The organism is Streptomyces sp. NPDC101227, from assembly GCF_044767545.1.
In the GTDB taxonomy this organism is placed as follows: Bacteria; Actinomycetota; Actinomycetes; order Streptomycetales; family Streptomycetaceae; genus Streptomyces.
The window spans coordinates 44053-69740 of record NZ_JBIWOD010000029.1; the positions used below are offsets into that span (position 1 = coordinate 44053).

A 25688-nucleotide genomic window follows, 5' to 3' on the forward strand; every position below is an offset into this window, starting at 1 on the left:
GTGGCGCACCCGCGGAACCGCTCGCCGACAAACCTGCGAACGACCCCTTGACCGGCTCCGGTGGCGCCGTCCACAGTCTGCTCTTACTGACTGCACGTTCAGTCAGTTCTGGAGTTCCAGGACTGTCCGGACCGGTCGCCGTGCCCTGCCGCGCCCGTAGGAGGTCGTGTACGTGACCCCAGCAAACGAAGCCAACCCGCCCGATCTGTCCGCCGGCTGGCGCGAACAGCGGGCCCGGCTCCGCAAGGACCTGCGCCGCCGCGATGTCTTCTTCTTCCTGGTCTGCACGCTCGTCGGCCTGGACACCATCGGCTCGGTGGCCGCCGCCGGACCCCAGGGGCTGACCTGGATGGCCGTCCTGGCCGTCGCCTTCTTCCTGCCCTACGGCCTGCTCGTCGCCGAACTCGGCTCGACCTTCCCGGTCGAGGGCGGCCCCTACGTCTGGACCCGGCTCGCCTTCGGGCGGAAGATCGCCGGCGTCAACCAGGTCCTGTACTGGCTCTCCAACCCGGTCTGGCTCGGCGGCAGTCTCTGCATCATCGCCCTGACCACCTGGGAGCAGTTCTTCACCCCGCTGCCGGGGCCGTGGAAGTACGCCGCCGGCCTGGCGTTCATCTGGGCCGGGGCGCTGGCCGTCGTCAGGTCCGTACGCGTCGGCAAGTGGGTACCCATCGCGGGGGCCGTCGCCCGGATCGTCCTCCTCGGCTTCTTCCTCGTCTCGGTGATCGTCTACGCCCTCCGGCACGGCGTGCACCCGCTTCCCGCCGACGACTTCGCCCCCACCTACACCGGCTTCGTCGCCCTCGTCCCCGTCCTCATCTTCAACTACGTGGGCTTCGAACTCCCCAGCACCGCCGCCGAGGAGATGACCCACCCCAAACGGGACATCCCGCTGGCCATCCTCCGCTCCGGAATGGCCTCCCTGGTCCTCTACGGAGGCCCGATCCTCGGGATCCTCTTCGTCCTGCCCGGCGACCGCATCGGCAGCCTCGGCGGCTTCATCGACGCCTGCAAGGCGGTGTTCACCGTCTACGGGGGAGAGGTCGCGGCCGATGGAACGGTCACCCTCACCGGCTTCGGCGCGCTCTTCGGCAGTGTCGCCGCGGCCGGACTCATCGTCGGCGTGCTGACCAGCGGCGTCACCTGGGCGATGGGTGCCCACCGGGCGCAGGCCGTCGCCTGCGCGGACGGCGCGGGACCGGCCTGGCTGGGGAAGTTCTCCGAGCGCCACGGCACCCCGGTCCGGGTCAATCTGCTCTCCGCGGCCCTGGCGTCCGTCCTGCTGGTCGTCGCGCTGCGGCTGACCGGCGGCGACGGCGAGAAGTACTTCGCGGCCGGACTCGGGCTGACCATCAGCACCACCTTCATCTCCTACGTCATCACCTTCCCCAGCCTGCTGATGCTGCGGCGCCGCTTCCCCGGCACCCCGCGCCCGTACCGCGTACCCGGCGGCCGGGCGGGGGCATGGGCGGTCACCGTACTGGCCACCGGGCTGGTCGCCTTCACCGTCGTGGTGCTCATCTGGCCCGGCTTCGGCGTCGGCTGGTTCGGCACCGCGGGTACGCCCGCCGCCTCGCTGCCCGAGAGCTTCGCGGGGCAGCGGCTCCAGTACACCCTCAGTCAGGTCGTGCCGCTGCTGCTCTTCGTGGTGGTGGGGGTGGTTTTCGTGGCGCTCGGGGCGCGCGGCCGGCGGCGTCAGCCCGGTACGGCGGTGACCCGGCCCGCGCCGACCGCCTCCACCAGCGCCTGATGGTCCCGCTCGTTCTGGTCGGCGTACCGCTCGGCGAACTGCGCCAGCGCCCGGTCGAAGGCGTCGCCCTGGCCGAGATAGGCGGCGATCGCGATCCGGTCCCCGCTTCGCGCATGCGCCCGCGCCAGCGTCGCCCCGCACAGCGCGGCGAACCGCCGCATGCCCCGCGGCACCATGATCCTGGTCTCGGCGATGCCCTTCCAGTCCCGCAACTGCCGTACGTAGAAGTCGCGTTGACGGCCATCGAAGCCGGTGGCCCGCTCCCAGCCGAGGAAGATGTCGCTGGTGGCCTGCATCAACCGCTGTCCCGCCACGACCCGTTCGCCCTGGTTGGCGTAGCGGCTCGGGGCGGTGTGCGCGGCGAGGACGGACTCGTCGGCTTCCTTGGCCTGGAGCAGGAGGGGGTCGTCGGTGTCCTTGCCCAGAAGCAGTACGACCCAGCAGCGGGTCCCGACGCTGCCCACCCCGACGACCTTCCGGGCCATGTCGACCACCCGGTACTGCTCCAGCAGGTGGCGATGGTCCGAGCGGAGGCTGCGCGCATAGCTGCGGATCAGCCCGCGCAGCACCTCCGCCATCTCGTCGCCCTCGACACCGGGGAGCAGGTCGGTCAGCGGCACGATCACCGGGGGATCGGCCGCGAAGCGCACCCGGTCGCCGTCCACCCGGACCAGCTTGCGGAACGCCTGGAGGGAGTCGCGCGAGCGGGCCTTGTCCATGAGGCCGGCCAGCCGTCCCCGGCCGATGCTGCTGAGCCAGTGCGCCTCCGCGGCCCGCACGTCCTCCATGTCGGCGCGCGCGTACCAGACATCGAGGGTGCGCATCCCCGCGTACCGGCGCAGCTGCTCGCGGTATGACGCGCAGGCGGTACGGACGATGCCCGACCGGACGGCCTCGTCGAAGCCGTTCTCGCGGCCGGCGATCACCAGGCTCGCGGCGAGCCGTTTGACGTCCCACTCCCAGGGGCCGGGCAGGGTCTCGTCGAAGTCGTTGAGGTCGAAGAGCAGATGGCGCTCGGGCGAGGCCAGCAGCCGGAAGTTCAGGAGGTGGGCGTCGCCGCACAGCTGGGTGGTGAGCCCGGTGGCCGGGGTGGTGGCGAGGTCCGCGGCCATGATCGCGGCGGCGCCGCGGTAGAAGCGGAACGGTGACTCCAGCATCCGGGCGTAGCGAAGGGGCACCAACTCCGGGACACGGAGCGCCGATTGCACCTCGATCAGCTCGATCGGATCGGCGCGGTCCGCCGCCGGGGCGTACTCGGCGTGCCGGGAGCGGGGGACCTCGCGGCGCAGCGCCTTGCCGGCTGCCGCGCGCTCACGCGGGCAAGGGCCTTCCGGTACGGCGGACATGGCCGGGCCATGACCCATCGGAGCGGCCCTAGGTCACGCGGCGCCGGTCGGCCGTGCACAGCGCCCAGATGATGGTGATGTTCATGGCGAGCATCACGATGGCCCAGAACGGTGCGTTAGGGATCCACAGGAAGTTCGCGAGCGCGGCGATGGCCGCCAGCGTCACGCCGACCATCCGCGCCCACACCGCGCCGCTGAACAGCGCGCAGCCCGCGAGGAGGATGACGACGCCCAGGATGAGATGGATCCATCCCCAGCCCGTGAGGCTGTACCTGAAGAAGTAGTCCCGCGTCACGAGGAAGACGTGGTCGTGGGCGAGGGCGGCGATCCCCTCGAGGATCGCCATCACGCCGCCGATGATCATCAGCACCCCGGCCAGAACCGTCCAGCCGCTGAGGTGATTCCGAGAGGCCATGGCCCGCTCCTCACACGAGAAACAAGGAGAACGTGGCCGTCGACACCCGAGCCCGCCGGCGGACATGCTGGTCATGCTGCTTCGTCCACGGTTTCACAGCTGCCGGGCACCCGCATCTTCGCCCGCCGCCCGCGCCGCCGCCCGTGGCAGGGGGCCTCGCAGCGTGGCCGTACGCCGGCGGGCGACAGGCGCGGCGCGCCCGCCCGGGCCGCCCAGTTGGCGACCTCGCGGCGGCCCGGCGGGCCGGCGTTCCTCCTCACCGGTGGCACCCGTACCGTTCGGCGATCTCCGGCAGCCGGTCGGCGACCAGCGCATGCGCGGCGGCTCGTGGCGTGGTGCCGTCGGCCGCCGCCCGGTCCAGCATCCGCCCGATCAGCGCCCGCATGGAGCCCCGTATGTGGGCGAAGGCCTGATCCGCGTCCGCCCCGATGTCGCCGAAGAGGGTCCACCACCACCAGGCGTTGGTCCCGGAGTTGACGACCACATCCGGCAGTACGGTGACGCCCCGCGCCGCGAGCGGCGCCTCGGCCTCCGGCAGCACCGGCATATTGGCCGCCTCCACCACCCAACGCGCCGTGATCTCCACCTGGTTGGCGGCGTTCACGCAGTACGACACCGCCGCCGGGACCAGCACCTCGGCGTCCGCGGACAGCCATGCACCGGACGGCAGCTCCGTATCACCCGGGCCCAGCGTCGTTCGGTCCATCGCCCCGAAGGCGTCCCGGCCCCGCAGCAGCGCCTCGACGTCCAGGCCGTCCGGGTTGGCCACGGTCCCCTTCGCATCGGCGACGGCGACGACCACCAGGCCCGCCCGCGCCAGGAACCTCGCGGTGGCGCCGCCCATCGTGCCCAGTCCCTGGAGCGCGACCCGGGTCCCCTCGTACGGCGTCCCGTCCCGGTCGAGGGCCGCCAGCACCGCCTCGGCGACCCCGCAGCCGCCGGCCAGCTCGTCCAGCCCGATCCCGTCCACCGTCACGGCGAAGGCGTCGGCGAGCCGCTGCCGGGCGGCCTCCTCGTCGTCGAGCAGCGGATAGACGGCCTGTATGGAGGAGACCAGCCCGGCCTCGGCGGCCGCCTTGTCGACGAGGTCCTGCGTCAGGCCGAGGTCCTCCCCGGTCGTCCAGAACTGCTCGATGTACGGCCGCATCGCGCGCAGATAGCGGGTCAGCACGCCGTACGCCTGCGGGTCGTGCGGATCGCAGTCGATGCCGCCCTTGGCGCCGCCGAGTGGGATGTAGCGGGCACCGGGGGTGTAGTGCAGCGTCTCTTTCATCGTCATGCCGCGGGCGAGCCCGGTGACTTCCTCGAGCGTGCAGCCTTCCCGCATCCGCAGTCCGCCGCTGGCCACACCGCGCACCAGCCGGTCGATGACGAGATGGCCGCGGCGGCCGGTGAGGGCGTCGGTCCAGGTGAGGGTGATGAGCGGGGCGGGGAGAGCGGAAGGTGCGGAGGGTGCGGTCATGGGGTGGTCTCCTCGGCGGGCTCGGCGGGCGGCTCGGGCAGGTGCGGGCCGGGCGGATACGGGTCGGGCAAGGTGGCCATGACCCGTCGGACACGGCCTAGCGGGGCTCGGGGACGGTGATCACGGTGGGCCCCGGCACGGTCAGGGCGGTGCGCAGCGCCTCGGCGAGCGCGCCGGGGCTGTCCGCGCGGACGCCGTGCCCGCCGTACGCGCGGGCCAGCGCGCCCAGGTCCAGCGGCGGATGGTCGACGGCCACCGGGACGTCGCCCCTCGCCGCCATCTCGTCGCGGATCTCTCCGTAACCGCCGTTGTCGAACACCACGACAGGCAGCGGCAGCGCCAGCCCGGCCGCCGTCGCCAGCTCCTGCACGGTGAACTGCAGCCCGCCGTCCCCGCTCAGCGCGACGACCGGCCGTTCGGGCTCGGCCGCCTTGACGCCGATGGCGGCGGGCAGCGCGTAGCCGAGGGTGCCGAATCCGGTGGGGTGGAGGTAGCGGCCGGGCGGGTCGACGGGCAGATGGGGGAGCGCGCCGTAGTAGCAGCACTGGGCGCTGTCGGAGGTGAGGACCGTGGCGGGCGGCAGTACGGACCGGATCGCGGCGAGGTACGGCAGCCGGGCCGCGTCGCGCTCACCGGTGGCCGCGCCGGACTCGGCGCGCACGGCGGCCGCCGCACCTGCCGACGGGGCCTGCCCGGCCCGTCCCTCGCGGGGCCCGCCCGGCAGCCCCCGCAGCCCGTCCAGCACCCCTCGCAGTGCCTCCCGCGCGTCCGCGACCAGCGCGATGTCCGCCGGCAGGACGGCGTACATCTGCGCCGGATCGATATCGGCGCGGATCAGGGTTCCGCCGATCTCGGGCGCCGCCGACCACAGGTCCGACTCGGCGAGTTCGGTGCCCACGGCCAGGACCGCGTCGCTGTCCGCCAGCCACTTCTGGACGGCGGGGGTGTGCAGGCGTACGCCGAGCGAGAGCGGATGGGACTCGGGGAAGGCACCCTTGCCGTTGGCGGTGGTGGCCACCGGCGCGCCGAGCCGTTCGGCGAGCGCCAGCGCTTCGGCCCGCGCCCCGTGGGCGCCCCCGCCGAGCACCAGCGCCGGCCGGCGGGCCCTCCCCAGCGCCTCGGCCGCCGCCCGCACCGCCTCCGGCGGCGGGCGGACGGGCAGGGGTACGGGCGCGAGCGGCGGCGGCCCCGCCGGTTCGGCGGCCGTCAGCAGATCGAGCGGCACCTCGATGTGTACGGGCCGGGGCCGCCCCGTACGGAAGCGGGTGAACGCCCGGGCGACGGCGGCACCGATCTCCGCCACCGACGACACCCGGTGGCTGAAGGCCGTCAGCTGCCCGAACGCACCGCTCTGGCTGGGCATTTCGTGCAGCAGGCCGGTGGCCAGCCGGGGGTGCCGCAGCGGCATGCCGGGGGAGACGACCAGCAGCGGAACGCTGTCGGAGTAGGCCTGGCCGACGGCGGCCGCGATGTTCATCAGGGCGGGGCCGGTGGTGGTGATCGCGATGCCGGGGCGGCCGGTGGCGCGGGCGTATCCGTCGGCGGCGTATCCGGCGCCCTGCTCGTGCCGGGGTGCGAGGTGCCGGATGCCGTACGCGGCGAGGTGCCGGTAGATCTCCAGGTTGTGCGTACCGGGAATACCGAAGGCCAGGTCCGCGCCGTGGGCGGCCAGGGCGGCGACGAGCGCCTCGCCGCCGGTGATGTCGCGGTGCTTGGCCGCTGTGGTCACCGCAGCCCCCGCGCGGTGCGGTACGCGGCGGTCCCGTAGGCGGTCGGGTCGACGGCGCCGGACCGTTCGGGGGTGAGCGGGACCGGTGCGCAGGGGAGCGGGGGCACGGCGCCTCCAGGCGGTGACAGCGGCGGAAGTAACTGAACCGCGAGTCAGTATCCGGAGCGCCTGAGTGGACTGTCAACGGAAGCTGCTGAATTGCCGTTCAGTAAAGCGGCCGGAGGGCTCACGCGTGGACGGCCCGCATGCTTCGCAGCGAGGCGATGCGCCCCGCCCGGACCCTCGCGCCCGCCCTCCCCGAGGCGCATCATCACGGCGTGACCTCTCACCGCCCGCTGCTCTTCCTCGACGTCGACGGCCCCCTCAACCCCTGGCTCGCCAAGCCCCACCGCCGCCCCGCCGGCTACACCACGCACCGGATGCGGCCCACCGGCTGGGAGCCTCCGCGCGGCCCGCTGCGGGTCTGGCTCAATCCCGGGCACGGGCCGCTCCTGATGGGCCTGGGCTACCGCCTCATCTGGGCGACGACCTGGAAGGAGGAGGCCAACACCTGGATAGGGCCGGTACTGGGACTGCCCGAACTGCCCGCCGTGCAATGGCCGCAGATGCACCGTCGCGATCCGGACGGCGTCCACTGGAAGACCCGGCAGCTCCTGACGCACGCCGCGGGACGCCCGTTCGCCTGGGTCGACGACGAGATCGGCCCGGCCGACCTCGACTGGATCGCCCGCCACCATACGGGCCATGCCCTCCCGTACCGCGTGGACCCGACGAAGGGCCTCCTCCCGGACGACTTCGCCGCGCTGCGGAACTGGGCCGCGGGCGCACCTTGGCGGGACGGAAGTGACTGAGGCGGCTACCGTTACCCCCACAACACGGCGCATCGAGGGGGATACCGAAACCATGGAACTGTCCCAAGTCCGGCTGCTCGTCGAGGACTTCCGCGGCTGTTACCGCTTCTACCGCGATGTCCTGGGACTGGCGCCGCAGTTCGAGGCCGAGGACGGCCCGTACGCGAAATTCCTGTGCGACGGCGGCACGGCGGGGATCGCGCTCCAACTGCGGTCGGACATGGCGGAGTTCGTGGACGATCTGGCCGCACGGCCGGCCGGGTACCGGTCGCTCGTCGTGCTGCGGGTCGACGACGTCGACGGCTATTGCGCGGAGATCACCGGGCGCGGGGCCGTACTGGTCCACGGCCCCGGCCCGATGACGGACCGGATGCGCGTCGCCCACCTCAAGGACCCCGAGGGCAACGTCATCGAGCTTCAGCAGTGGCTGGCCCCGCGCCCGCCCTCCGCGCACTGACCCACCAGCTCCAGCACCGGCCGCAGCCCGCCCGGCCGCCGCTCCACCGGCAGATGGTCGACCGGCAGATACGCGCAGCCCAGCGCGGTGGCCGCGCCGTCCGCCGTGCGGTCGTCGCCCACCATCAGGACCTGTGACGGCGCCAGCCCCAGCCCGTCGCAGGCGAGCGCGAAGAGCTTGGGGTCCGGCTTCTGGATGCCGTGTTCGAAGGACAGGACGCAGTGGTCGAGGGAGCGGTCCAGACCGTGCGCGCGCAGCACCGGCCGCAGGTCCCAGCCGATATTGCTCAGTACCCCGGTTCTGATCCCGGCCTCGTGCAGCCGGGCCAGCACCTCGGCGGCATCCGGGTACGGGGACCAGGCCTCCGGCGTCATATGGCGCTCGTAGAGCGCGTCGTACAACTCCGGCCTGGGGAGCGGGACCTGACGCGCCAGGCCGGTGTAGAGCGCGCGGTGGCGAACGGCATCGCGGTCGCGGATCTCCCACAGGCCGGCCAGTTCGGCGGGGAGCCGGGCGGGGGAGGCGCCGCCGGGCTGCGCACCCGCCCGCTCGAGCGCGGCCGCGGTGCGGGCGAGTTCCGCGTCGTCCATGGCGGTGCCGGACGCGTCGAGGACGGCGCGCAGCCAGGACTCGGCGGGCTCGATCCGCATCAGCGTTCCGGAGAAGTCGAAGAGCACACCTTTGATCGTGGTCATGCAGGCCATCCTCACCGCTGTCCGGCGCCGGGCCAATCCCGGGCGGCCCCGCGGCCCACCCGGCGCGCGTACGCCGGATACGCCGCGGCCGCCCCGGCCACCAGCGCCCCGCCCAGCAGCCAGCCGCCGAGGACATCCGACGGCCAGTGCACGCCCAGATGGACACGGGTGAAGCCGACGCCGACGACCGAGACGGCGACGATCGCCCGGGCCGCCCGCCGCAGGCGCGGGCGCGTCCCGTGCAGCCGCAGCAGCCACAGGACGAGGCCGCCCGCGACCAGCACCGACAGCGCATGCCCGGAGGGAAAGGCCGCGTAGTGCGCGGAGTCCACCGGATCGGGCCAGGTGGGGCGCGCCCGGCCGACCGCCGCCTTGAGCGTCTGCTGGAGCGCCGTACCGGTCAGCGCGGTGCCCGCCACCCACAGCCCCAGCGGCCAGGCGCCCCGCCGTACGAGCCGGAGGACCACCGCCGCCAGCACCGCGCGCATCGTCCACGGGTCCCACACCCAGTCGGTCAGTATCCGGTTGGCCTCCGTCCAGGCGGGCGCGGCGACGGCGCACCGGTGGAGTGCGTTCGCCACGGAGGCGTCCAGGGAGCGGAGCGGGCCCCAGCGCGCGACGACGAGGGCGGTGAGGAGAGCGGAAAGGAGGGCGAGGAGGGCGGAGGAGAAGAACGGACGGCGGACGAACGGGCGGCGCGGGCGGGCCGCCGGGCGCGAGGTCGGTGCCGGAAGTGCCATGGGCCCGATCCTCGCCGACGCGCGGGGGCAGCGGCGAGGACGCGCTACGTCAGCGCGCTCAGCCCGGGAATGAAGGTCACCAGCAGCGGCACGGCCGGGACCAGTGCCGCGAACGCCGTCATCCGCAGCCGGCGCGCGGGCGTGAAGCGGGGCGCGGGCGTCAGCAGCCGGTCCACCCGCTGCGGTACCTGCGCGAGCTGCGGCGGACAGGGGCCGAACACCCCGCGATCCTCGTTGAGTTCGACCAGCGCCAGGGCGATCGTCAGCCGGCCGAAGCGGCGCGAGGCCGAGTCGTCGGCGGCCAGCTCGACCAGCCGGTGGACCTGGTCGCGGAAGGCGGCGAAGACCGGGATCTGCGGGAAGCCGGTGGCCAGCGCCGAGGCGCAGTACAGCAGGACGTCGTGCCGGGCGCGGGCGTGCCCCTGCTCATGGGCGATCAGCGCATCCAGCTGACGGTCCTTCAGCCTGCGCAACGCCGAGGTGGTGATGACCAGTTGGGGGGAGGACTGCTGCAGCCACCAGGCCTCCGGGCGGTCGCCCTCCAGGACCACCAGACGCTCGCCGGACGGCTCCTCGCCGGGCAGCAGCGGGGCACGGCGCAGCAGATCGGCCCGGCTCCGGCGACGGCGGGCCCGCGCGGCCCGTACCTCGCGGGTCAGCGCGACGGCCGTCCAGGCGCCACCGCCCGCCAGGAAGAGGGCCAGCGTCCCGGCCCACGGCCCGTGCGCCTGGAGCGCATACGCCTCGACGACCACCCGCGGCGCGAACCCGAAGACCGGGCTGCGGACGGTCTCCCACGCCGCGGCCGCGCTCAGCGACATCGCGAGCCCGCAGCACAGCAGTACCCCGGCCACCACGCACTGCCACACCCACAGGGCGAGCACCGGCTCGCGGTCGGGCCAGTCGGAACGGGCCATCAGGCGCGGCGCCATCGCCGCGGCCAGCACGCCGAGAACCATCAGCGCGAGGGGGACCATCATGGCGCCAGCCTATGAGCGTGGGCTACCAGTGGGTACGGCCGCGCGATGTATGTGACGTACGCCACCCTTGCGTCAGGTGTGAGAACGCGTTCCGCCAGGAAACCGGCGGCGGGGCGTCCGTCGCAGGTCAGAGCGTCAGCAGCATGGCGAGCATGGCGATGCCCATCGCCACCCGGCAGGCGCGTATGACCGCGGGCCGGCCGGCGGCCACCGCCGCCACCGGCCCCTCGGCCGCCACGGCCGCGGGGACGAGCCGGAGCCCGGCGGCGATGACGAAGACCGTGTAGTACGCGAGCAACACCACGGTCAGCAACGGCAGTCCGCCCGGCGCCGCATGACTCATCGGTCCCACCTGGCCCATCGGTCCCGCGTGGTGCATCTCCGCCAGGTGTGCCGGGCCGCCGCTCCCACCTCCGGCAGCCGCCGCGGGCAGGACCATCGCCAGCGCCATGTAGACCATCGCCAGCGCGCCCACCGCGTGATGGACATGACGCCGCGCCAGCGCCCACAGCCCCATCGCCCCGAAGGCCCCGGCGAACAGCCAGGACGACCACGCCGGCGCGGCCATGGCCGACGCGGGCAGCGCCATCACCGCCATCCCCAGCCCCATCAGCCCCTCGCCCCGCAGCTCTCCCCGCCGCGCGGCCGTGCCCGTACGCGCCCGCGCCAGGCAGTACGCACCCGCCGCACCGCACAGCAGCACCAGCAGCCAGCCGACCAATGGCGGTCCGTGCACGGAGCACCTCCCCACGCCCGGCGTCGCGGGCAGCACCCATCGGTGCGGGGCGGCGCTCCCGCACGACGGCAGACTGCCCAGCGCCGGCCGGGCGCACGGGAGCGCACCGGCGCACCGGGGGAGCGCAGACGGTGCCGGAAGCCGTCAGGGGCGGTAGCGCAGCGGATGGTCGGCGGGGACCTCGGTCACCACGATCCGGTGGCCGTCCGGGTCCGTCAGCCACATCTCGATCAGCCCCCACGGCTCCCGCACCGGCGGGCGCAGCACCTCCACCCCCCGCGCCAGCAGCTCCTCGTGCGCCGCCGCCGCGTCCGCCACCTGGAGCCACAGCTGGAGGGTGCCCGTGGCGGGCTCCGCGGAGCGCCCGGAGACCTCCAGGAAGCCGCCGCCGAGGAAGTACACCGTGCCGCGGTCGGTCCCCGTACCGAACTCCCGGTAGATCTCCAGCCCCAGCGCCTCGCCGTAGAACGCCCTCGAGCGCGCGGGGTCGGACGGCCGCAGCAGCATCCTGCTGCTCAGTACCTGCACCATGGGACGGACCCTACGCCGCCGGGGCGCGCGGGCCGGGGCGGCGGGGCGGCCGGGAGGACGAAAGGCCCTGACATGGCGGTCACCCCTCTTGTTAGCCTCCAGGGGAGCCTCGGAGCTTCACCCCTCCGGCCCTCCCCGCACCCCTCCGCCCGGCCCGAGAGGAACCCGTACACCATGCCCTCCACTAGCGAGCTGACCTTCCGTACCGCCGTCGACGCCGACATACCCGAGCTCGTCGGGCTGATCGAGTCGGCGTACCGCGGGGACGCGAGCCGGGCCGGCTGGACGACGGAGGCGGATCTGCTGGAGGGGCAGCGCACCGACCCGGACGGCGTCGCCGCCGTGGTCCGCAACGACACCGGCCGGCTGCTGCTCGCCGAGCGCGACGGCGAACTGATCGCCTGCTGCCAGCTCGAACACCGCGGTGACCATGCCTACTTCGGCATGTTCGCGGTCCGCCCGGCCCTCCAGGGCGGCGGCCTCGGCAAGGTGATCATCGCCGAGGCGGAGCGGACCGCGCAGGCCCTCTGGGACGCCCGCGAGATGCGCATGACGGTCATCCGCCAGCGCGAGGAGCTCATCGCCTGGTACGAGCGCCGCGGCTACCGGCGCACCGGCGAGCTCACCCCGTTCCCGTACGGCGACGAGCGGTTCGGCATCCCGCAGCGCGCTGACCTGGAGTTCGAGCTGCTGGTCAAGCCGCTCGGCTGACGCCCTGGGCGGCCGCGCGCCGGCCGGTGGACCGGCGCCGGAAGGCCCTACAGCCGCCCGGCCGCGATGATCCGCTCCAGGAACTGCCGGGTGCGGTCCTGCCGCGGGTCCCCGAAGACCTCCTCGGGTGCGCCGCGCTCGAGCACCACCCCGCCGTCCAGGAAGCACACCTGATCGGCCACTTCCCGGGCGAAGCCCATCTCATGGGTGGCGATGACCATCGTCATGCCGTCCTCCTTGAGATCGCGGACGACCCCGAGCACCTCGCCCACCAGCTCCGGGTCGAGCGCCGCGGTGATCTCGTCCAGCAGGAGCAGCCGGGGCCGGGCCGCCAGCGCGCGCACGATGGCCACCCGCTGCTGCTGCCCGCCGCTGAGCCGGTCCGGGTACTCGCCCGCCCGCCCGCCGAGCCCCAGGCGCCCCAGCAGCTCATGGGCGCGCGCCTCCGCCTCGGCGCGCGGTACGCCGTGCACCCGGCGCGGCGCCAGCGTGATGTTGTCCAGCACGGTCATGTGCGGGAAGAGGTTGTAGGCCTGGAAGACCACCCCGATCCGGCGCCGTACCGCGTCCGCGTCCGCCCGGGGGTCGGTGATCTCCGTGCCGTCCAGGAAGATCGCGCCGTCGTCGATCTCCTCCAGCAGATTGGCGCACCGCAGGAGGGTGGACTTGCCGGATCCCGAGGCGCCGATCAGCGCGGTCACGGTGTGCGGCGCGACCTCCAGGTCCACATCCCGCAGGACGACCGTGCCCCGCCCGTACGTCTTGCGTACGGACTCCAGCCGCAGCACCGGCCCACCGGCCGTGCCGTCCCGGTCCCGCGTGCCGTCCGTCGTCCCGTCCGTTGTCGTACTCATACCGTCCCTCCCTGGGCGCGCCGGCGGTCCATCCGGGCGGTGACCCAGTCCGTGAAGCGCGTCATGGGGATGGTCAGCGCGACGAACACCAGCCCGGCGACGACGTACGGCGTGTAGTTGAAGTCCTTGCCCGCGATGATCTGCGCCGCGTAGACCGCGTCCACCGCGCCCGCGATGGAGACCAGGCCGGTGTCCTTCTGCAGCGACACCAGGTCGTTGAGCAGCGGCGGCACCACCCGCCGTACGGCCTGCGGCAGTACGACATGGCGCAGCGCCTGCCCGCTGGTCAGCCCCAGGGACCGGGCCGCGGCCCGCTGCGAGGGATGGACGGACTCGATCCCGGCCCGGAAGACCTCGGCCACATAAGCGGAGTACGTCAGCACCAGTGCCGAACCGCCGAGCACCACCGGGTCGGTGGTCACGCCCTGGAGCCGCAGCGCCGGGACTCCGAAGACCACCATCAGCAGACAGATGATCAGCGGCAGCCCGCGGAAGAAGTCGGTGTACGCGGTGGCCAGGGCGCGCAGCGGGAAGAACACCGGCCCGCGCAGCGTCCGGGCGACGGCCAGCAGCATGCCGATCACCAGCACCGCCGCCCCGCACACCACCAGCAGCCGCAGATTCAGCAGCAGCCCCTCCAGCACTTCCGGCAGCGCCTTGCGGGCGTACTCGGCGCTGAAGAAGGTCGCGCGGGTGCGCGGCCAGCCGGGGGAGTCGGTGACGACGAGGAAGAGGACGACGCCGGTGACCAGGGTGCTCAGCGCGGCGATGGCGGTCGCCCGGCGGGCCCGCGCCCGCCGGAACCGCTCCCGCTCGATCCGCCGGGGAGAGGGCACATAGGCGTCGTCGGCCATCGGCTCCTTCTCCGGCACACCCTTGCCGCGCTGCTCCTCCATGGCGAGCGTGGCGTACTCGCCGTACTCGCCGTTCATTGTGTCCCGGCCGTACTCGCTGCCCTTGTTGCCCTTGCCGTACGTCACTTCAGCACCGGTGCGGCGACGGCGTCGGTCAGCCACTTCTTCTCCAGCGCGGCCAGCGTGCCGTCCTTGCGCAGCGCGTCCACCGCGGCCGTCACGCAGCCCGTGAGCCGGCTCTCCTTGTCCAGGACCAGCCCGAACTGCTCCTTCGCGGTACCGCCGGTCCGGAACTGCCCGACGACCTCGGCGTCCTTGACCTCGGCCGAGGTGATGTAGAACGCGGTCGGCAGATCCACCACGACCGCGTCGACCTGTCCGTTCTTCAGCGCGGACTTGGCCAGATCGTTCTTCTGGAAGACGGCGGGGGACTGGCTGGGACGGATGGTGTCGTTGATGACATCGAGACTGGTGGTGCCGACCTGCGCGCCGAGCTTGGCGTGCTTGAGGTCGGCGACGCTCCTGGCCTTCGCGGCCCGGGAGCCCTTCAGCGCGACGAGTGCCTGCCGCACGTCGTAGTAGCCGGAGGAGAAGGCGACGGCTTGCTTGCGTGAGGCGCTGACGGAGATCTGGTTGATGTCGAAGTCGAACTTCTTCTCGCCGGGCGCGAAGGCGTTGTTGAACGGCACGGTCTCCCAGCGCACCGCGTCCTTGCCGTAGCCCAGTTGCCTGGCGACGGCATAGGCGACCGCCGATTCGAAGCCCTTGCCGTTGGCCGGGTCGTCGTCGGTGAACCAGGGGGCGTAGGCGGGCTTGTCGGTGCCCACGGTGAGCTTGCCGGCCGCGACGGTGGCCAGCTTGCCGCGGTCACAGCCGTGCCGGCCCGGCCCGGCGGCGGAACCGCCACCGGGGGACTCGTCCTGCGGGGCACAGCCGACGGCCGCGGCGAGCAGTACGGCGGTGGCCCAAGGGGCAAGGCGAAGAGGGCGGTTGACGAGGCGCATGGCGGGAGACTGGCCGGGCGCGGGCCCGTCTGTCGAGATCACCGGGCGAAACGTCCGTATGCCGGATGGTTGTTGCGCGCGTGTGAACTGCGGATTTCCGCGTACGGCCGGCCGGTTCCGCGCCCCCGCTACGCCGTGAAGCGCACCGCCCGGCGGATCTCGGGCAGATCGGTCACCACCCCGTCCAGGCCCAGCCCGCGCGCGAGCCGGAGCTGATCGTGGGTGTTGACGGTCCAGCCGAGGACCTTCAGATGGGCGGCGTGCGCGCGCTCGACCAGCTCCAGGGTGAGCCGGCGGATGTTCAGGGAGAGCATGCTCGCGCCGACGGCCTGGGCGCGGTCGACGGCATCGGTGCCGTAGCGGCTGCCCACCAGCGCGGTCCGCACGCCCGGCAGCAGCGTGCGGATCGCGGCCAGCGCCTCGTCGTGGAAGGAGATCACATCGATCCGGCCGATCAGATCGCGCGAGCGCATCACCTCCGCCAGCGCCTGCGCGGCCGCCACGTCCTTGATCTCCGCCTGGAGCGGCGCCTTGACGGCCTCCACGACCTCCTCGAACACCGGGATCCGCTCGCCCCGCCCGGCGTCCAGCTCGCGTAGTTCGGCCAGCGTGCGCTCGGCGATCGGGCCGGTGCCGTCGGTCGTCCGGTCCACGTCCGCGTCGTGCATCACCACGAGCGCGCCGTCCTTGCTCAGATGCAGGTCGAGTTCGATGACGTCGAGGCCTTCGCGTTCGGCGCGCACGAAGGATCGCAGGGTGTTCTCCGGCTCCACGCCCATAACCCCGCGGTGTCCGATGGTGAGAAAGGACAAGGCTGCCTCGCTTCTGTCGGTTCGCTTCTGTCGGTCGGAATGTGTCGGCCCGGAAAGCGTCGGCCGGAAGTATCGGCCGGAAAGTGTCGACCGTCGACAAACTGCTGTCCGAAATGGCGCACAGCCTAATCCGTTCTGTGCCACAGCGCTGTAGGGACAACTCCCCCCTAGTCCGTACGAGTGCCCCGCCATGGGAGTTTCTACGCACCGCCCGTCGGGGGCCGGCGCCGCGCCGCCGCGAGCCGGTCCAGGTCCGCCAGCATCGCCTCGGCCAGCTCCAGCTCCGCCAGATGCTGCCGCTCGCTCCAGCCCAGCGCCACCCGTGGGAACTCCCACTCCGCCACCCGCGCGGCGCGCAGCCGGGCGTCCCGTACCTCCTTGAGTTCGCCGCGGGTCCGCTCGATGTGCCGCTCCACCAGGGCGCGCAGGGTGTCGGGGGCGGCGAGATGGCCCAGCCAGACGCGCAGCACCAGCGGATGTTTGAGGACCGGAGCGCCGGGGTCGCCGGCGCCGTCGGCCCATGCTGCGAGCGCGCCGCGCCCGGATTCGGTGATCGTGTAGCGGCGGGTGGCCCGCGGCTCCTCGGCGCCCGAGCACCGCGACATGGCGTACCCCAGGGCCTCCAGCCGCCGCAGCTCGGCGTAGATCTGGCTGATGGCCGGCGACCAGTAGAAGAACCGCAGCGAGGAGTCGGCCCACTTCTTCAGCTCGTAGCCGGTGCGCTCGCCGCGGAAGGAGAGCAGCCCGAGGACCGCCCACCCGGTGAGCGGCAGCCGCGCGTCGTTCCCCTGCCGGTTCTCTTGCTTGTTGCGGGTATGACGGCTAGTCATATGACTGATTGAAATAAGGAGTTCGCCGGAACGCAACCCCGGGAGACGTCATGAAGTTCTCGGTCATCTTCGAGGCCCAGCTCGCCGATCCGACCGTCGAGCGCGAACGCCAGCTCTTCCATGACTGCGTCGAACAGGCCGTGTTGGCCGAGCGGATGGGCTTCGACCGGATCTGGGCCGTCGAGCACCACTCCCTGAAGTGGTACGCGCATATGAGCGCCCCCGAGATCTTCCTGACCTGGGTCGCGGCCCGCACCAGCACCATCCGCATCGGCCACGGCGTGGTCTGCATGCCCTTCGCCTTCAACCACCCCGCGCGGGTCGCCGAGCGCGCCGCCACCCTCGATCTGCTCTCCGGCGGCCGGCTCGACCTCGGGGCGGGCCGCGGCGGCACCGAGCAGGAGACCTCACTGTGCGGCGTCGACCGGGACCGTACGGCCCAGGAGGTCCAGGAGGCGCTGCGCATCATCGGCAAGGCATGGCAGAGCGACGAGCTGGAGTTCCACGGCGAACTGATCGACATCCCGCCGCATCCGATCCTGCCCCGGCCGCACCAGACCCCGCACCCGCCGCTGTTTTTGGCGTGCAGCCGTACCGACACCCTGCGGCAGGCCGCCGAGATGGGCCTCGGCGCCCTGGTCATGGGCTTCGCGGGGCCGGACGCCATCGCCGAGATGCGCCGTGCGTACGACGCGGCGCGCGCGGCCCGCACCGGCGAGGGGCTGGTCTCCACGTCGGTCAACGATCACTTCTCGGTGCTCTGCCCGACGATCGTGCTCGACGACCGCGACCGCGCCCGCGCCGTCGGGCTGCGCGGTCAGCGGTTCTTCGCCCAGTCGATCGGCTACTGGTACGGCGGCGCCGGGCTGCCGGACGAGGCCGTCGTGGCGGGTGCGAGCGCCGCGGAGGCCGAGGCCGAGCTGCGGCAGGCCGCCGAGCAGGTCGTGGCCCGCCTCAACGAGCAGCACATCCCCGTACGCCCCACCTCCACCGCCACCTTCCACGCCGACCACGCGTATGGCACCGCCGAGGACGCGGTCGCCTACGTGGAGCGACTACGGGCGGCCGGCGCCGACGAGGTCATGTGTCTCATCCAGATGGGCACGGTGCCGCAGGACGTCTGCCTGGAGACCATCCGCCAATGGGGTGAAAAGGTTATTCCACGCTTTGCGGGCGCCTGAGGCCAGGGCCGTTCGCGGTCCGGACGGAAGCTTTGAGGGGTGGTGTGGCATATGCCACACCACCCCTCAAGGTTTCGCGGCCACCCTCGCTCCGACCTCCGGAGGAATGGCGGATTCCGCTGCCAGAACGGGCAGAACGTCTCGATGCTGCCGCCACTCACAGGAAAAATGTGTCTCTGAAGCCGGTCTCGGCAGAATAATTTTCACCGGCTCCTCTTGAGTCGGCGATCTCGCCTGGTTACGGTGGGCGCACAAGAAGATCTACCGCCGGAGGGCAGTCATGACGGAAATCCTTTCGCCTGTGGGTGTCCCGGAGGGCGCCACGACCGCAGAGCGTGTGGTCGAGCACCCGGCGTGGCCCGTCCTCAAGGACGCGGTCGAGGCCATCCGCCCGTGGCAGTCCAAGGACGGCTCGATCGACCTGGAGGCGGCGGGCGCCCCGTCCGCCGGCACCGTCCGCGGCGAGGTTGAGCGCGCCATAGCGGCCGTCGGAGAGCTCGCCCCGCTGCTCCCGCACGACGCCGCCTATCACCAGGCACTCATCACCGACCTGCGCCGCTGGGCCGACGAGGGCTTCGGCGTGCCGGACTTCCTCGACTCCCTGCTCGCCTTCCAGCCCGCCCGGCAGCGCGCCGACGGCCTCCAGCACCTCGTGCTGTTCCCCATGTACACGCAGAACGGCAACCCGGACCGCAACTTCGAGGCCGTCGTGCTGCGCATGGTCTGGCCCGAATGGCTCGCCGAGCTGGAGCGCACCCGCTACGACAACGCCCTCTTCTGCGGGATCACCTTCGAGGACTTCACGGCGGGCTACGACACCCACTCCGCCGTGCTCTTCCCCGAGACCATCGCGGTGCGCGAGGCCCCCGAACGGTTCAGCTGGGGCGGCATCTTCTGCGACCGCGAGGCCGCCCGCTTCCGCCGGGTCAGCGAGGCCGCCATCGAGACGCTCGGCGTCACGCTTCCGCCGGACATCGGCGCGATGCTCGCCGACCAGGAGCGCTGCCAGGAGGCGTTCGTCCTGTGGGACATGGTGCACGACCGCACCCACAGCCACGGCGACCTGCCGTTCGACCCCTTCATGATCAAGCAGCGGCAGCCGTTCTGGATGTACGGCCTGGAGGAGCTGCGCTGCGACCTCACCGCCTTCAAGGAGGCCGTGAAGCTGGAGGCCGAGGGCTACCGCCAGGCGCGTGACGTCCAGTTCGCGGTGATCTTCGACCGGATGTTCCGGTTCCCCGTCACCGGCGACCGGGTCCGCAACTACGACGGGCTCGGCGGCCAGCTGCTCTTCGCCTACCTGCACAAGCACGACGTCGTACGCTGGACGGACAACACACTGCACATCGACTGGGAGCGGGCGCCCAAGGTCACCAACGAGCTGTGCGGCGAGATCGAAAAGCTCTACCGCGACGGCATCGACCGGCCCAAGCTGGTCCACTGGTTCGCCGCGTACGACCTCGTCTCGACCTACCTCGCACCGCACCCGGGCTCGGTCTGGGCCAAGGGGCCGGACGCCCTCGACCTGGACCAGCCGCCACGCAAACTCGTGGACGACGTGCTGCCGGACGAGTTCCCGCTCAGCATGTTCTACGAGGCGCTCCGCAAGAAGCTGCGTACGGTGATCGCCTCCACCAAGGGCATCACGGCCGACAGCGACGCACTGGCGGCGGCGTGACGACCGAGCGGAACACCACCAGGCGGACGGCCGTCCAGGGGCAGGACGAGGAGGCGACGAAGATGGTTACTTCGACGGGCGGCCAGGGGCCGCTGGAAGGCGCGGTCATCGCGGTGGCGGGAGCGGCCGGACCGGCCGGCCGTGCCACCCTGCTGCGGCTCGCCGAGGCGGGCGCGGTGGTGGTCGGCTCCGACGCCGACGCCGAGCGCCTGGCACAGGCCGTCGACGCGGCCCGCTACGCACACGGCGGCGCCACGGTCATAGGGGACACCGTTGACCTCCTCGACCTCGACCAGACCCGCGAATGGGCGGACCGCACGGAGAAGGAATTCGGCCGGATCGACGGCCTGGTCCACCTCGTGGGCGGCTGGCGCGGCTCGTCGACCTTCCCGGAGACCAATCTGACGGACTGGGATGTGCTGCACAAGCTGCTGGTCCGCACCGTCCAGCACACCTCGCTCGCCTTCTACGACGCCCTCGAGCGCAGCGGAAACGGCCGCTTCCTCCTCACCAGCGCGGCCGGTGCCTCCAAGCCCACCGCGGGCAACGCCGCCTACGCCTCCTCCAAGGCGGCCGCCGAGGCCTGGACGCTCGCGATGGCGGACGGCTTCCGCAAGTCGGGGGGTGAGCAGGGTCCGCACGCCGCGGCTGCCATCCTGATCGTGAAGGCGCTCGTCAACGACCAGATGCGCGCCGAGCGACCGAACGCCAAGTTTGCGGGCTTCACGGACGTCACGGAGCTGGCCGAGGCCATCGCCGCTGTCTGGAGCCGGCCCGCCCAGGAAGTGAATGGACAGCGTCTGTGGCTGACCCCCGAGCCGTGAGCGGAGACAAAACCGACGCGCGGCAGCACCACGACACCCAGGTACGCGGCTTCGCCAGTGACAACTACGCGGGCGCCCACCCGGAGATCCTCGCCGCGATCGCCCTCGCCAACGGCGGCCACCAGGTCGCCTACGGCGAGGACGACTACACCGAGCACCTCCAGCGCGTCATCCGCAGCCACTTCGGGCAGCGCGCCGAGGCGTTCCCGGTGTTCAACGGCACCGGCGCCAACGTCGTCGCCCTCCAGGCCGTCACCGACCGCTGGGGCGCGGTGATCGCCGCCGAGACGGCGCACATCCACGTCGACGAGTGCGGCGCGCCCGAGCGGGTCGGCGGGCTCAAGCTGCTCACCGTGCCGACCGAGGACGGCAAGCTCACGCCCGAGCTGATCGATCGCCAGGCGTTCGGCTGGGACGACGAGCACCGCGCCATGCCGCAGGTCGTCTCGATCGCCCAGAGCACCGAGCTCGGCACCGTCTACACCCCCGACGAGATCCGGGCGATCTGCGAACACGCCCATGAGCGCGGCATGCTGGTGCACCTCGACGGCTCCCGGATAGCCAACGCCGCGGCGACGCTGGACGTCCCGATGCGGGCGTTCACCAACGCCGCGGGCGTCGACATCCTCTCCTGCGGTGCCACGAAGAACGGCGCGATCTTCGGCGAGGCGGTGATCGTCCTCAACCCCGACGCCGTACGGGCCATGAAGCACCTGCGCAAGCTGTCCATGCAGCTGGCCTCCAAGATGCGCTTTGTCTCCGTCCAGCTGGAGGCCCTGCTTGCCAAGGACCTGTGGCTGCGCAACGCCCGGCACGCCAACACGATGGCGCAGCGGCTGGCGGCCGGGGTGCGGAAGATCGACGGCATCGAGATCCTCTACCCGGTGCAGTCCAACGCGGTCTTCGCGCGCCTGCCGCACGACGTCAGCGAGCGCCTGCAGAAGCGTTACCGCTTCTACTTCTGGGACGAGGCGGCCGGCGTGGTGCGGTGGATGTGCGCGTTCGACACGGCGGAGGAGGACGTGGACGGGTTCCTCGAGGCGATTCGCGAGGAGATCGGCCGGTAGTCCGCTGCGCTTTTCCTGGGCCGATGTTCGGCTGTCCCGCCGTGGGGGTTTGCCGCCGTTGCGCCTGCGGCGGGCCCGTCCGCTGCGCTTTGCCTGCGCCGATGTGTCGGGCTTTCTCTCCGTTGCGCCTGCGGCGGGCGTTGCCGCTTGCGCGGGGCTGTTCGGCTGCGGGACCGGGCCTCCGGACTCCGTCCTGCGGCCCGGCCCCTCCCCGTTGGGGTGGGAGAAACCGGTGGGGGCGTGCGTCGGTGGTCAGGTGCACCTAGTGGACACAATCAGCGGCACCGGAAACGCAACGCCCGCCCCCACGAGAATCCCCCCACCCACGGGAGGGGACGGACCGTAGCGGCGAAGCCGTGTAGGGCCGTCACCGCACCCGACAAACCCACGCCCGCCGCAGGCGCAACGGCGAGAAACCACCCACGGCGGGCAAGCCGAAAACGCGGCCCAGGCAAAGCGCAGCGGAGGGGCCCGCCGCAAGGCCAACGACGAGACGACGCACGGCGCCGCAGACGACAACGTTCGGCCCAGGCAAAGCGCAGCGGACGGCCCGACCCCTGCACGTTTCCGACGAGGTGTGCGACCTGGCCCCCGGCTTCGGGTATCTCGTGATCGAGGCTCACGGGCTGACCAACGGGCCCAGTGACGAGGCCAGTTCGGGCGTGTTGGACGAGGCCACCCGCCGCCTGGCCGGGCGGCTCGGTGGGCGGGCGCCGCAGGACGATCCGCATATCGCCGCCTGGCGCGCCGCGTACACCGCCTTCGGCACCAAGCCCTCGCGGACCCGTAACTCGGCCGAGGCGCTGGCCAGGCGCGCCCTCGCGGACGGCGGGCTGCCCCGTGTCAACCGGCCGGTCGACGTCTACAACGCCATCAGCGTGGCCCATCTCATCCCCGTCGGCGGCGAGGACCTGGACCGTATCCAGGGGGACATGCGGCTCGTGCGGGCCACCGGCGACGAGCCGTTCGTGACCGCGGCGGGCGGTGCGGAGGCCATCGAGCACCCCGAGCCCGGCGAGGTCGTCTGGTGCGACGACCGGGGCGTCACCTGCCGTCGCTGGAACTGGCGCCAGGGCGTACGCACCCGCCTCACCGAGGACTCGGTCAGTGCGTTGTTCCTGCTGGAGCGGATGGCCCCGATGACGCTCGACGAGCTCACGACGGCGGGCGCCGAGCTGGCCGAGGCGCTGCGGAAGGCCTGCCCGGACGCCCGTGTCGAGATAGGTGATGTCTGGTCGCAGTGACCCGGCGCCGCGGCCCGGCCGCCGGCCGCGGTTACGCGCCGGGCGCGGCCGGCGCGGTGCCGCCGAGGTGCGCCGGGATCCACCAGGTGTCGTCGGCGTCCTTGGGCCGTACCGGGTAGGCGCGCTGAGCCGCCTCCAGCAGGTCCTGGACGCGGGACCGCAGCCGGTCGGTGATCTTCTCGGCCTGCTCGGCGGGGTCGGCCTCCACCGGCTCGCCCACCCGGATCGTGATCGGGAAGTGGTTACGGCCCAGATCGCGCTTGTGGCCCTTGGTCCACAGCCGCTGGGTGCCCCACAGCGCCAGCGGGACCAACGGCACCCCGGCCTCCTGCGCCAGCCGCGCCGCCCCCGACTTGAAGTTCTTGAGGGTGAAGGACTCGGAGATGGTCGCCTCGGGGAAGACGCCGATGATTTCCCCGGAACGCAGCGCGCTCAGCGCGTGCTTGTAGGCGTGCATGCCCTGGGCGCGGTCGACCGGTATGTGCTTCATGGCGCGCATCAGCGGGCCCGACACCTTGTGCCGGAAGACCGACTCCTTCGCCATGAACCGCACCAGCCGCTTGGCGGGGCGCGCCGCCAGACCCGCGAAGACGAAGTCGAGATAGCCGATGTGATTGCTCACCAGCACCGCTCCGCCGCGGCGCGGAATGTTCTCCGCCCCCGCGATGTCGAACTTGAGGTCGAGCGCCTTGAAAACGGTACGGGCGGCGCCGATCACGGGCGGATAGACGAGCTCGGCCATATCGGGGGACCCCTTCTCTGTGCCTGGGGAGGGTTCTCCCGGCGAAGACTGTGTACAGCTGTAACTTACGCAGCCGTAAGTGTGCGGCCTTCGGGAGATCGTGCCCGATCCCGGCCGTGGCGGCCAGCGTGCCGCCCGCCACGGCCGGGAGATCCTCGTCACGTGAAGACCGGCCGGGACCTGCTCAGCCGGCCGTCCGCCCGGCGGCTCTCCGCAGCAGAAGATACATCTCGCAGCCCAGGCAGAACCCGAAGGCCGCATTGAGGAACGCCGCGGCGAGGGCGCAGCCGGTGGCCGCGAGGCCCAGCCACTGCGGCCCGGCGAAGTAGCCCACCAGTCCCACCAGGGCGAAGAACAACCCGACGCCCTGCGCGAAGCGCGGCGGGGCGGCGCCCTCGAAATCGGTCGGAGGGGGCGGAAGGGGACGTACCGCCACCTTGAACAGCCAGGCGTAGGGGGAGCGCTGGACGCCGGCCACCGCTCCTGTCGCGAAGACCAGCGCCTGCCAGGCGAGCAGCCGGCCGCTTCCGGTGATCAGTACGGCCGCCAGGACGACGGTGGTGAGCGCCGCGCCGAACCGCGGGCCCCGCACGTCGAGCGTGGCGAGGTTGTCGTTGGGCATGGGCACCACCCTCCCGCAGAAAAGTCGGTACCCGGTACCGGGAATCTTTGCGGTCTCGTGAATGCTGAACGCTGAGATGACCGGACTCATGGTGTGCATCGCGGTGCTCGCGGCGGCGAGCGCCTTCGGCGTGTGGCACCGACGCCGCAACGGGAGGCTGACAGTGCGCGACGGCGGTAAGCGGCACGCCGCGGAGGCGGACGCCGAGCGGCTGAGCGCCGCTGACATCGGCGCGGAGCTGGGGGAGCGGGCCACGCTGGTGCAGTTCTCCAGCGCCTTCTGCCAGCCCTGCCGCGCCACTCGCCGGACGCTGGCGGAAGTCGCCGGGATAGTGGAGGGCGTGGCGCATGTGGAGATTGACGCCGAGGCCCATCTGGACCTCGTACGGAGCCTGAACATCCTGCGCACCCCCACCGTGCTGGTGCTGGACGCGGGCGGGGCGATCGTGCGTCGCGGGGCGGGCCAGCCCCGCAAGGCCGATGTCATAGCGGCCCTGGGCGCGGCCGTCCGTGACTGATCCGTGATTGATCTCCCAGATGCCGGGCGCCACTTGACGCTGCGGCCCGAGCATCGTCAGTCTGACGTTATGCGGCCAGGAACCCTTCTGTACGGACGCGCGCACGTGGACCTTCTGCGGACCGCCAGCGCGCGCTGTCCCAGCGTGTGAGCAGCGACGACCCCATCGCTGCCGACAGCCGCGCCGCTGTCGGCCGCCCTGCCTCGGCTCGTACACCACACCAGAAGGACAACTCCATGACGGCCTCGCCCGCCCTCGGCACGCCCCGCACCGCCACCCCCGATCTGCTGCGCTCCGTCTTCCGGCAGCACGCCGCCGGCGTCGCGGTGATCACCGCGCACGGCTCCCGTCCCGTCGGCTTCACCGCCACGTCCCTGACCTCCGTCGCCGCCGAACCCCCGCTGCTCTCGTTCGGCATCGGTACCGGCGCCTCCAGCTGGCCCACCCTCGCCGAGGCCGGGCACATCGGCGTCCACATACTCGGCGAGCATCAGCAGGAGCTGGCCGCCACCTTCGCCCGCAGCGGCGCGGACCGCTTCGGCCCGGCCACCTCCTGGCGCCCCGGCCCCGAGGGCGTGCCCCTCCTGGACGGCGTACTGGCCTGGCTGGTGTGCAAGGTCGTGGCCAAGGTCCCGGCCGGCGACCATCGCATCGTGCTCGCCCAGCCCGTCGCCGGGGACCCCACCGGGCCCGGCCGGCCGCTCCTCTATCACCAGGGTCGCTTCAACGCGCTGCGGGACTGACGAGTTCCCGCGCGGCTTCGTCATCATCCGGTCAGGGCCGTTGGCAACGTCACATTTCAACGGCCTTGATTCGGGGGACGAGACTGGATGTACTGGCTAGTAACATGACGGTCGGCGCGGGGATCCGTATCCGACCCGGAGCCGCCCCAACAGGCGCCTATGCTGCCAGCACAAGGCAGTTCTGAAGAGACGAAGCAGGTAGGAGAGCCGGCGTGAGCTTGAGGATCGTTGTCTGTGTGAAGTACGTGCCCGACGCCACCGGCGACCGGCACTTCGCCGAGGACCTGACCGTCGACCGTGACGACGTGGACGG

Annotated in this window: 27 protein-coding genes and 1 pseudogene; 12 read left to right on the forward strand and 16 right to left on the reverse strand. The window is 72.2% G+C overall.

Translation table 11 applies throughout. The annotated features are described in order from the left end of the window. The first annotated feature begins 172 nt into the window (after positions 1–172). Entirely contained in the window at positions 173–1750 is a 1578-nt protein-coding gene (locus tag ACIRPT_RS38875) for an APC family permease (RefSeq protein ID WP_403836314.1), read from the forward strand. On the opposite strand, the gene ACIRPT_RS38880 is transcribed toward ACIRPT_RS38875, so the two are convergent. The 4 genes from ACIRPT_RS38880 to ACIRPT_RS38895 form a co-directional block, all read right to left on the reverse strand. Continuing rightward, on the reverse strand, positions 1696–3096 hold the full coding sequence (locus ACIRPT_RS38880; RefSeq protein WP_403836316.1) for a DUF2252 domain-containing protein: 1401 nt from the start codon (positions 3094–3096) through the stop codon (positions 1696–1698). The genes ACIRPT_RS38875 and ACIRPT_RS38880 overlap by 55 nt on opposite strands. A gap of 28 nt (positions 3097–3124) precedes the next feature. Then, complete coding sequence (locus tag ACIRPT_RS38885) at positions 3125–3511, reverse strand: hypothetical protein (protein ID WP_403504998.1); 387 nt, start codon at positions 3509–3511, stop codon at positions 3125–3127. Positions 3512–3767: 256 nt separating this feature from the next. After that, a complete protein-coding gene (locus tag ACIRPT_RS38890) occupies positions 3768–4973 on the reverse strand; it encodes a Glu/Leu/Phe/Val dehydrogenase dimerization domain-containing protein (RefSeq protein ID WP_403836318.1) in 1206 nt (401 codons plus the stop codon). A gap of 97 nt (positions 4974–5070) precedes the next feature. Next, complete coding sequence (locus tag ACIRPT_RS38895; RefSeq protein ID WP_403836320.1) at positions 5071–6702, reverse strand: 5-guanidino-2-oxopentanoate decarboxylase; 1632 nt, start codon at positions 6700–6702, stop codon at positions 5071–5073. A gap of 317 nt (positions 6703–7019) precedes the next feature. On the opposite strand from ACIRPT_RS38895, the gene ACIRPT_RS38900 reads away from it, so the two are divergent. Then, the gene (locus tag ACIRPT_RS38900; RefSeq protein WP_403836322.1) at positions 7020–7553 is read left to right on the forward strand and encodes a hypothetical protein; all 534 of its coding nucleotides are present in this window, start codon (positions 7020–7022) and stop codon (positions 7551–7553) included. Positions 7554–7605: 52 nt separating this feature from the next. Beyond that, positions 7606–8010, forward strand: a complete 405-nt coding sequence (locus tag ACIRPT_RS38905) for a VOC family protein (RefSeq protein ID WP_403836324.1) — start codon at positions 7606–7608, stop codon at positions 8008–8010. Here ACIRPT_RS38905 and ACIRPT_RS38910 read toward each other — a convergent pair. The 5 genes from ACIRPT_RS38910 to ACIRPT_RS38930 all read right to left on the reverse strand — a co-directional run bounded on the left by ACIRPT_RS38910 (position 7971) and on the right by ACIRPT_RS38930 (position 11692). Beyond that, positions 7971–8705, reverse strand: a complete 735-nt coding sequence (locus ACIRPT_RS38910) for an HAD family hydrolase (RefSeq protein ID WP_403836326.1) — start codon at positions 8703–8705, stop codon at positions 7971–7973. The two genes, ACIRPT_RS38905 and ACIRPT_RS38910, sit on opposite strands and share 40 nt — an antisense overlap. Positions 8706–8716: 11 nt before the next feature. Continuing rightward, complete coding sequence (locus tag ACIRPT_RS38915; RefSeq protein ID WP_403836328.1) at positions 8717–9445, reverse strand: phosphatase PAP2 family protein; 729 nt, start codon at positions 9443–9445, stop codon at positions 8717–8719. Positions 9446–9489: 44 nt separating this feature from the next. Beyond that, the gene (locus ACIRPT_RS38920) at positions 9490–10425 is read right to left on the reverse strand and encodes a M56 family metallopeptidase (RefSeq protein ID WP_403836330.1); all 936 of its coding nucleotides are present in this window, start codon (positions 10423–10425) and stop codon (positions 9490–9492) included. 127 nt (positions 10426–10552) lie between these two features. Further along, a complete protein-coding gene (locus tag ACIRPT_RS38925; RefSeq protein WP_403836332.1) occupies positions 10553–11161 on the reverse strand; it encodes a DUF5134 domain-containing protein in 609 nt (202 codons plus the stop codon). A gap of 144 nt (positions 11162–11305) precedes the next feature. Continuing rightward, on the reverse strand, positions 11306–11692 hold the full coding sequence (locus ACIRPT_RS38930) for a VOC family protein (RefSeq protein WP_403836334.1): 387 nt from the start codon (positions 11690–11692) through the stop codon (positions 11306–11308). Positions 11693–11866: 174 nt separating this feature from the next. On the opposite strand from ACIRPT_RS38930, the gene ACIRPT_RS38935 reads away from it, so the two are divergent. Then, a complete protein-coding gene (locus ACIRPT_RS38935; protein ID WP_403836336.1) occupies positions 11867–12403 on the forward strand; it encodes a GNAT family N-acetyltransferase in 537 nt (178 codons plus the stop codon). Positions 12404–12450: 47 nt separating this feature from the next. Here ACIRPT_RS38935 and ACIRPT_RS38940 read toward each other — a convergent pair whose 3' ends face one another. The 5 genes from ACIRPT_RS38940 to ACIRPT_RS38960 form a co-directional block, all read right to left on the reverse strand. Continuing rightward, entirely contained in the window at positions 12451–13257 is an 807-nt protein-coding gene (locus ACIRPT_RS38940) for an amino acid ABC transporter ATP-binding protein (RefSeq protein ID WP_403836338.1), read from the reverse strand. Further along, the gene (locus ACIRPT_RS38945; protein ID WP_403836362.1) at positions 13254–14153 is read right to left on the reverse strand and encodes an amino acid ABC transporter permease; all 900 of its coding nucleotides are present in this window, start codon (positions 14151–14153) and stop codon (positions 13254–13256) included. Before ACIRPT_RS38945 ends, ACIRPT_RS38940 begins: the two co-directional genes overlap by 4 nt. Positions 14154–14233: 80 nt before the next feature. Next, on the reverse strand, positions 14234–15115 hold the full coding sequence (locus tag ACIRPT_RS38950) for an ABC transporter substrate-binding protein (protein ID WP_403836340.1): 882 nt from the start codon (positions 15113–15115) through the stop codon (positions 14234–14236). 128 nt (positions 15116–15243) lie between these two features. Beyond that, a complete protein-coding gene (locus ACIRPT_RS38955) occupies positions 15244–15927 on the reverse strand; it encodes a glycerophosphodiester phosphodiesterase (protein ID WP_403836342.1) in 684 nt (227 codons plus the stop codon). A gap of 200 nt (positions 15928–16127) precedes the next feature. Further along, positions 16128–16757, reverse strand: coding sequence for a PadR family transcriptional regulator (locus ACIRPT_RS38960; RefSeq protein WP_403836344.1), 630 nt, complete (start codon positions 16755–16757; stop codon positions 16128–16130). A 50-nt stretch (positions 16758–16807) separates the two neighbouring features. Between ACIRPT_RS38960 and ACIRPT_RS38965 the strand changes: the two genes are divergently transcribed. From ACIRPT_RS38965 to ACIRPT_RS38985, 5 genes are all read left to right on the forward strand, one after another. Further along, positions 16808–17938: an LLM class flavin-dependent oxidoreductase gene (locus tag ACIRPT_RS38965; protein ID WP_403836346.1), complete on the forward strand. Its 1131-nt coding sequence runs from the start codon at positions 16808–16810 to the stop codon at positions 17936–17938. Positions 17939–18218: 280 nt separating this feature from the next. After that, entirely contained in the window at positions 18219–19616 is a 1398-nt protein-coding gene (locus ACIRPT_RS38970) for a DUF6421 family protein (RefSeq protein WP_403836348.1), read from the forward strand. Positions 19617–19678: 62 nt separating this feature from the next. Continuing rightward, positions 19679–20440 (forward strand): SDR family NAD(P)-dependent oxidoreductase, encoded by a 762-nt coding sequence (locus tag ACIRPT_RS38975; RefSeq protein WP_403836364.1) that lies wholly within the window; start codon positions 19679–19681, stop codon positions 20438–20440. Beyond that, positions 20437–21507 carry a threonine aldolase family protein gene (locus ACIRPT_RS38980; RefSeq protein ID WP_403836350.1) on the forward strand — a complete coding sequence of 357 codons (1071 nt, stop codon included), beginning with the start codon at positions 20437–20439 and terminating at the stop codon, positions 21505–21507. Before ACIRPT_RS38975 ends, ACIRPT_RS38980 begins: the two co-directional genes overlap by 4 nt. Before the next feature lie 575 nt (positions 21508–22082). After that, positions 22083–22751 carry a B3/4 domain-containing protein gene (locus ACIRPT_RS38985; protein ID WP_403836352.1) on the forward strand — a complete coding sequence of 223 codons (669 nt, stop codon included), beginning with the start codon at positions 22083–22085 and terminating at the stop codon, positions 22749–22751. Between the two features lie 31 nt (positions 22752–22782). Here ACIRPT_RS38985 and ACIRPT_RS38990 read toward each other — a convergent pair whose 3' ends face one another. Then, positions 22783–23493 (reverse strand): lysophospholipid acyltransferase family protein, encoded by a 711-nt coding sequence (locus ACIRPT_RS38990; RefSeq protein WP_403505054.1) that lies wholly within the window; start codon positions 23491–23493, stop codon positions 22783–22785. Positions 23494–23677: 184 nt separating this feature from the next. Further along, positions 23678–24115 carry a DUF4395 domain-containing protein gene (locus tag ACIRPT_RS38995; RefSeq protein WP_403836354.1) on the reverse strand — a complete coding sequence of 146 codons (438 nt, stop codon included), beginning with the start codon at positions 24113–24115 and terminating at the stop codon, positions 23678–23680. A gap of 76 nt (positions 24116–24191) precedes the next feature. Here ACIRPT_RS38995 and ACIRPT_RS39000 point away from each other — a divergent pair, with 76 nt between their 5' ends. The 3 genes and pseudogenes from ACIRPT_RS39000 to ACIRPT_RS39010 form a co-directional block, all read left to right on the forward strand. Next, the gene (locus tag ACIRPT_RS39000; protein ID WP_403836366.1) at positions 24192–24632 is read left to right on the forward strand and encodes a thioredoxin family protein; all 441 of its coding nucleotides are present in this window, start codon (positions 24192–24194) and stop codon (positions 24630–24632) included. A gap of 236 nt (positions 24633–24868) precedes the next feature. After that, a complete protein-coding gene (locus ACIRPT_RS39005) occupies positions 24869–25375 on the forward strand; it encodes a flavin reductase family protein (RefSeq protein WP_403836356.1) in 507 nt (168 codons plus the stop codon). A 212-nt stretch (positions 25376–25587) separates the two neighbouring features. Next, positions 25588–25688: pseudogene (locus tag ACIRPT_RS39010) on the forward strand (electron transfer flavoprotein subunit beta); the annotation flags it as partial.

What these genes read in the sequence shown, in the direction of transcription:
- ACIRPT_RS38940 (WP_403836338.1), bottom strand. Translation starts at nt 13,257, where the DNA reads ATGAGTACGACAACGGACGGGACGACGGACGGCACGCGGGACCGGGAC.
- ACIRPT_RS38935 (WP_403836336.1), top strand. Translation starts at nt 11,867, where the DNA reads ATGCCCTCCACTAGCGAGCTGACCTTCCGTACCGCCGTCGACGCCGAC.
- ACIRPT_RS38970 (WP_403836348.1), top strand. Translation starts at nt 18,219, where the DNA reads ATGACGGAAATCCTTTCGCCTGTGGGTGTCCCGGAGGGCGCCACGACC.
- ACIRPT_RS38965 (WP_403836346.1), top strand. Translation starts at nt 16,808, where the DNA reads ATGAAGTTCTCGGTCATCTTCGAGGCCCAGCTCGCCGATCCGACCGTC.
- ACIRPT_RS38945 (WP_403836362.1), bottom strand. Translation starts at nt 14,153, where the DNA reads ATGGAGGAGCAGCGCGGCAAGGGTGTGCCGGAGAAGGAGCCGATGGCC.
- ACIRPT_RS38890 (WP_403836318.1), bottom strand. Translation starts at nt 4,973, where the DNA reads ATGACCGCACCCTCCGCACCTTCCGCTCTCCCCGCCCCGCTCATCACC.
- ACIRPT_RS38995 (WP_403836354.1), bottom strand. Translation starts at nt 24,115, where the DNA reads ATGCCCAACGACAACCTCGCCACGCTCGACGTGCGGGGCCCGCGGTTC.
- ACIRPT_RS38920 (WP_403836330.1), bottom strand. Translation starts at nt 10,425, where the DNA reads ATGATGGTCCCCCTCGCGCTGATGGTTCTCGGCGTGCTGGCCGCGGCG.
- ACIRPT_RS39005 (WP_403836356.1), top strand. Translation starts at nt 24,869, where the DNA reads ATGACGGCCTCGCCCGCCCTCGGCACGCCCCGCACCGCCACCCCCGAT.
- ACIRPT_RS38880 (WP_403836316.1), bottom strand. Translation starts at nt 3,096, where the DNA reads ATGTCCGCCGTACCGGAAGGCCCTTGCCCGCGTGAGCGCGCGGCAGCC.
- ACIRPT_RS38930 (WP_403836334.1), bottom strand. Translation starts at nt 11,692, where the DNA reads ATGGTGCAGGTACTGAGCAGCAGGATGCTGCTGCGGCCGTCCGACCCC.
- ACIRPT_RS38910 (WP_403836326.1), bottom strand. Translation starts at nt 8,705, where the DNA reads ATGACCACGATCAAAGGTGTGCTCTTCGACTTCTCCGGAACGCTGATG.
- ACIRPT_RS38990 (WP_403505054.1), bottom strand. Translation starts at nt 23,493, where the DNA reads ATGGCCGAGCTCGTCTATCCGCCCGTGATCGGCGCCGCCCGTACCGTT.
- ACIRPT_RS38950 (WP_403836340.1), bottom strand. Translation starts at nt 15,115, where the DNA reads ATGCGCCTCGTCAACCGCCCTCTTCGCCTTGCCCCTTGGGCCACCGCC.
- ACIRPT_RS38975 (WP_403836364.1), top strand. Translation starts at nt 19,679, where the DNA reads ATGGTTACTTCGACGGGCGGCCAGGGGCCGCTGGAAGGCGCGGTCATC.
- ACIRPT_RS38915 (WP_403836328.1), bottom strand. Translation starts at nt 9,445, where the DNA reads ATGGCACTTCCGGCACCGACCTCGCGCCCGGCGGCCCGCCCGCGCCGC.
- ACIRPT_RS38905 (WP_403836324.1), top strand. Translation starts at nt 7,606, where the DNA reads ATGGAACTGTCCCAAGTCCGGCTGCTCGTCGAGGACTTCCGCGGCTGT.
- ACIRPT_RS39000 (WP_403836366.1), top strand. Translation starts at nt 24,192, where the DNA reads ATGACCGGACTCATGGTGTGCATCGCGGTGCTCGCGGCGGCGAGCGCC.
- ACIRPT_RS38960 (WP_403836344.1), bottom strand. Translation starts at nt 16,757, where the DNA reads ATGACTAGCCGTCATACCCGCAACAAGCAAGAGAACCGGCAGGGGAAC.
- ACIRPT_RS38885 (WP_403504998.1), bottom strand. Translation starts at nt 3,511, where the DNA reads ATGGCCTCTCGGAATCACCTCAGCGGCTGGACGGTTCTGGCCGGGGTG.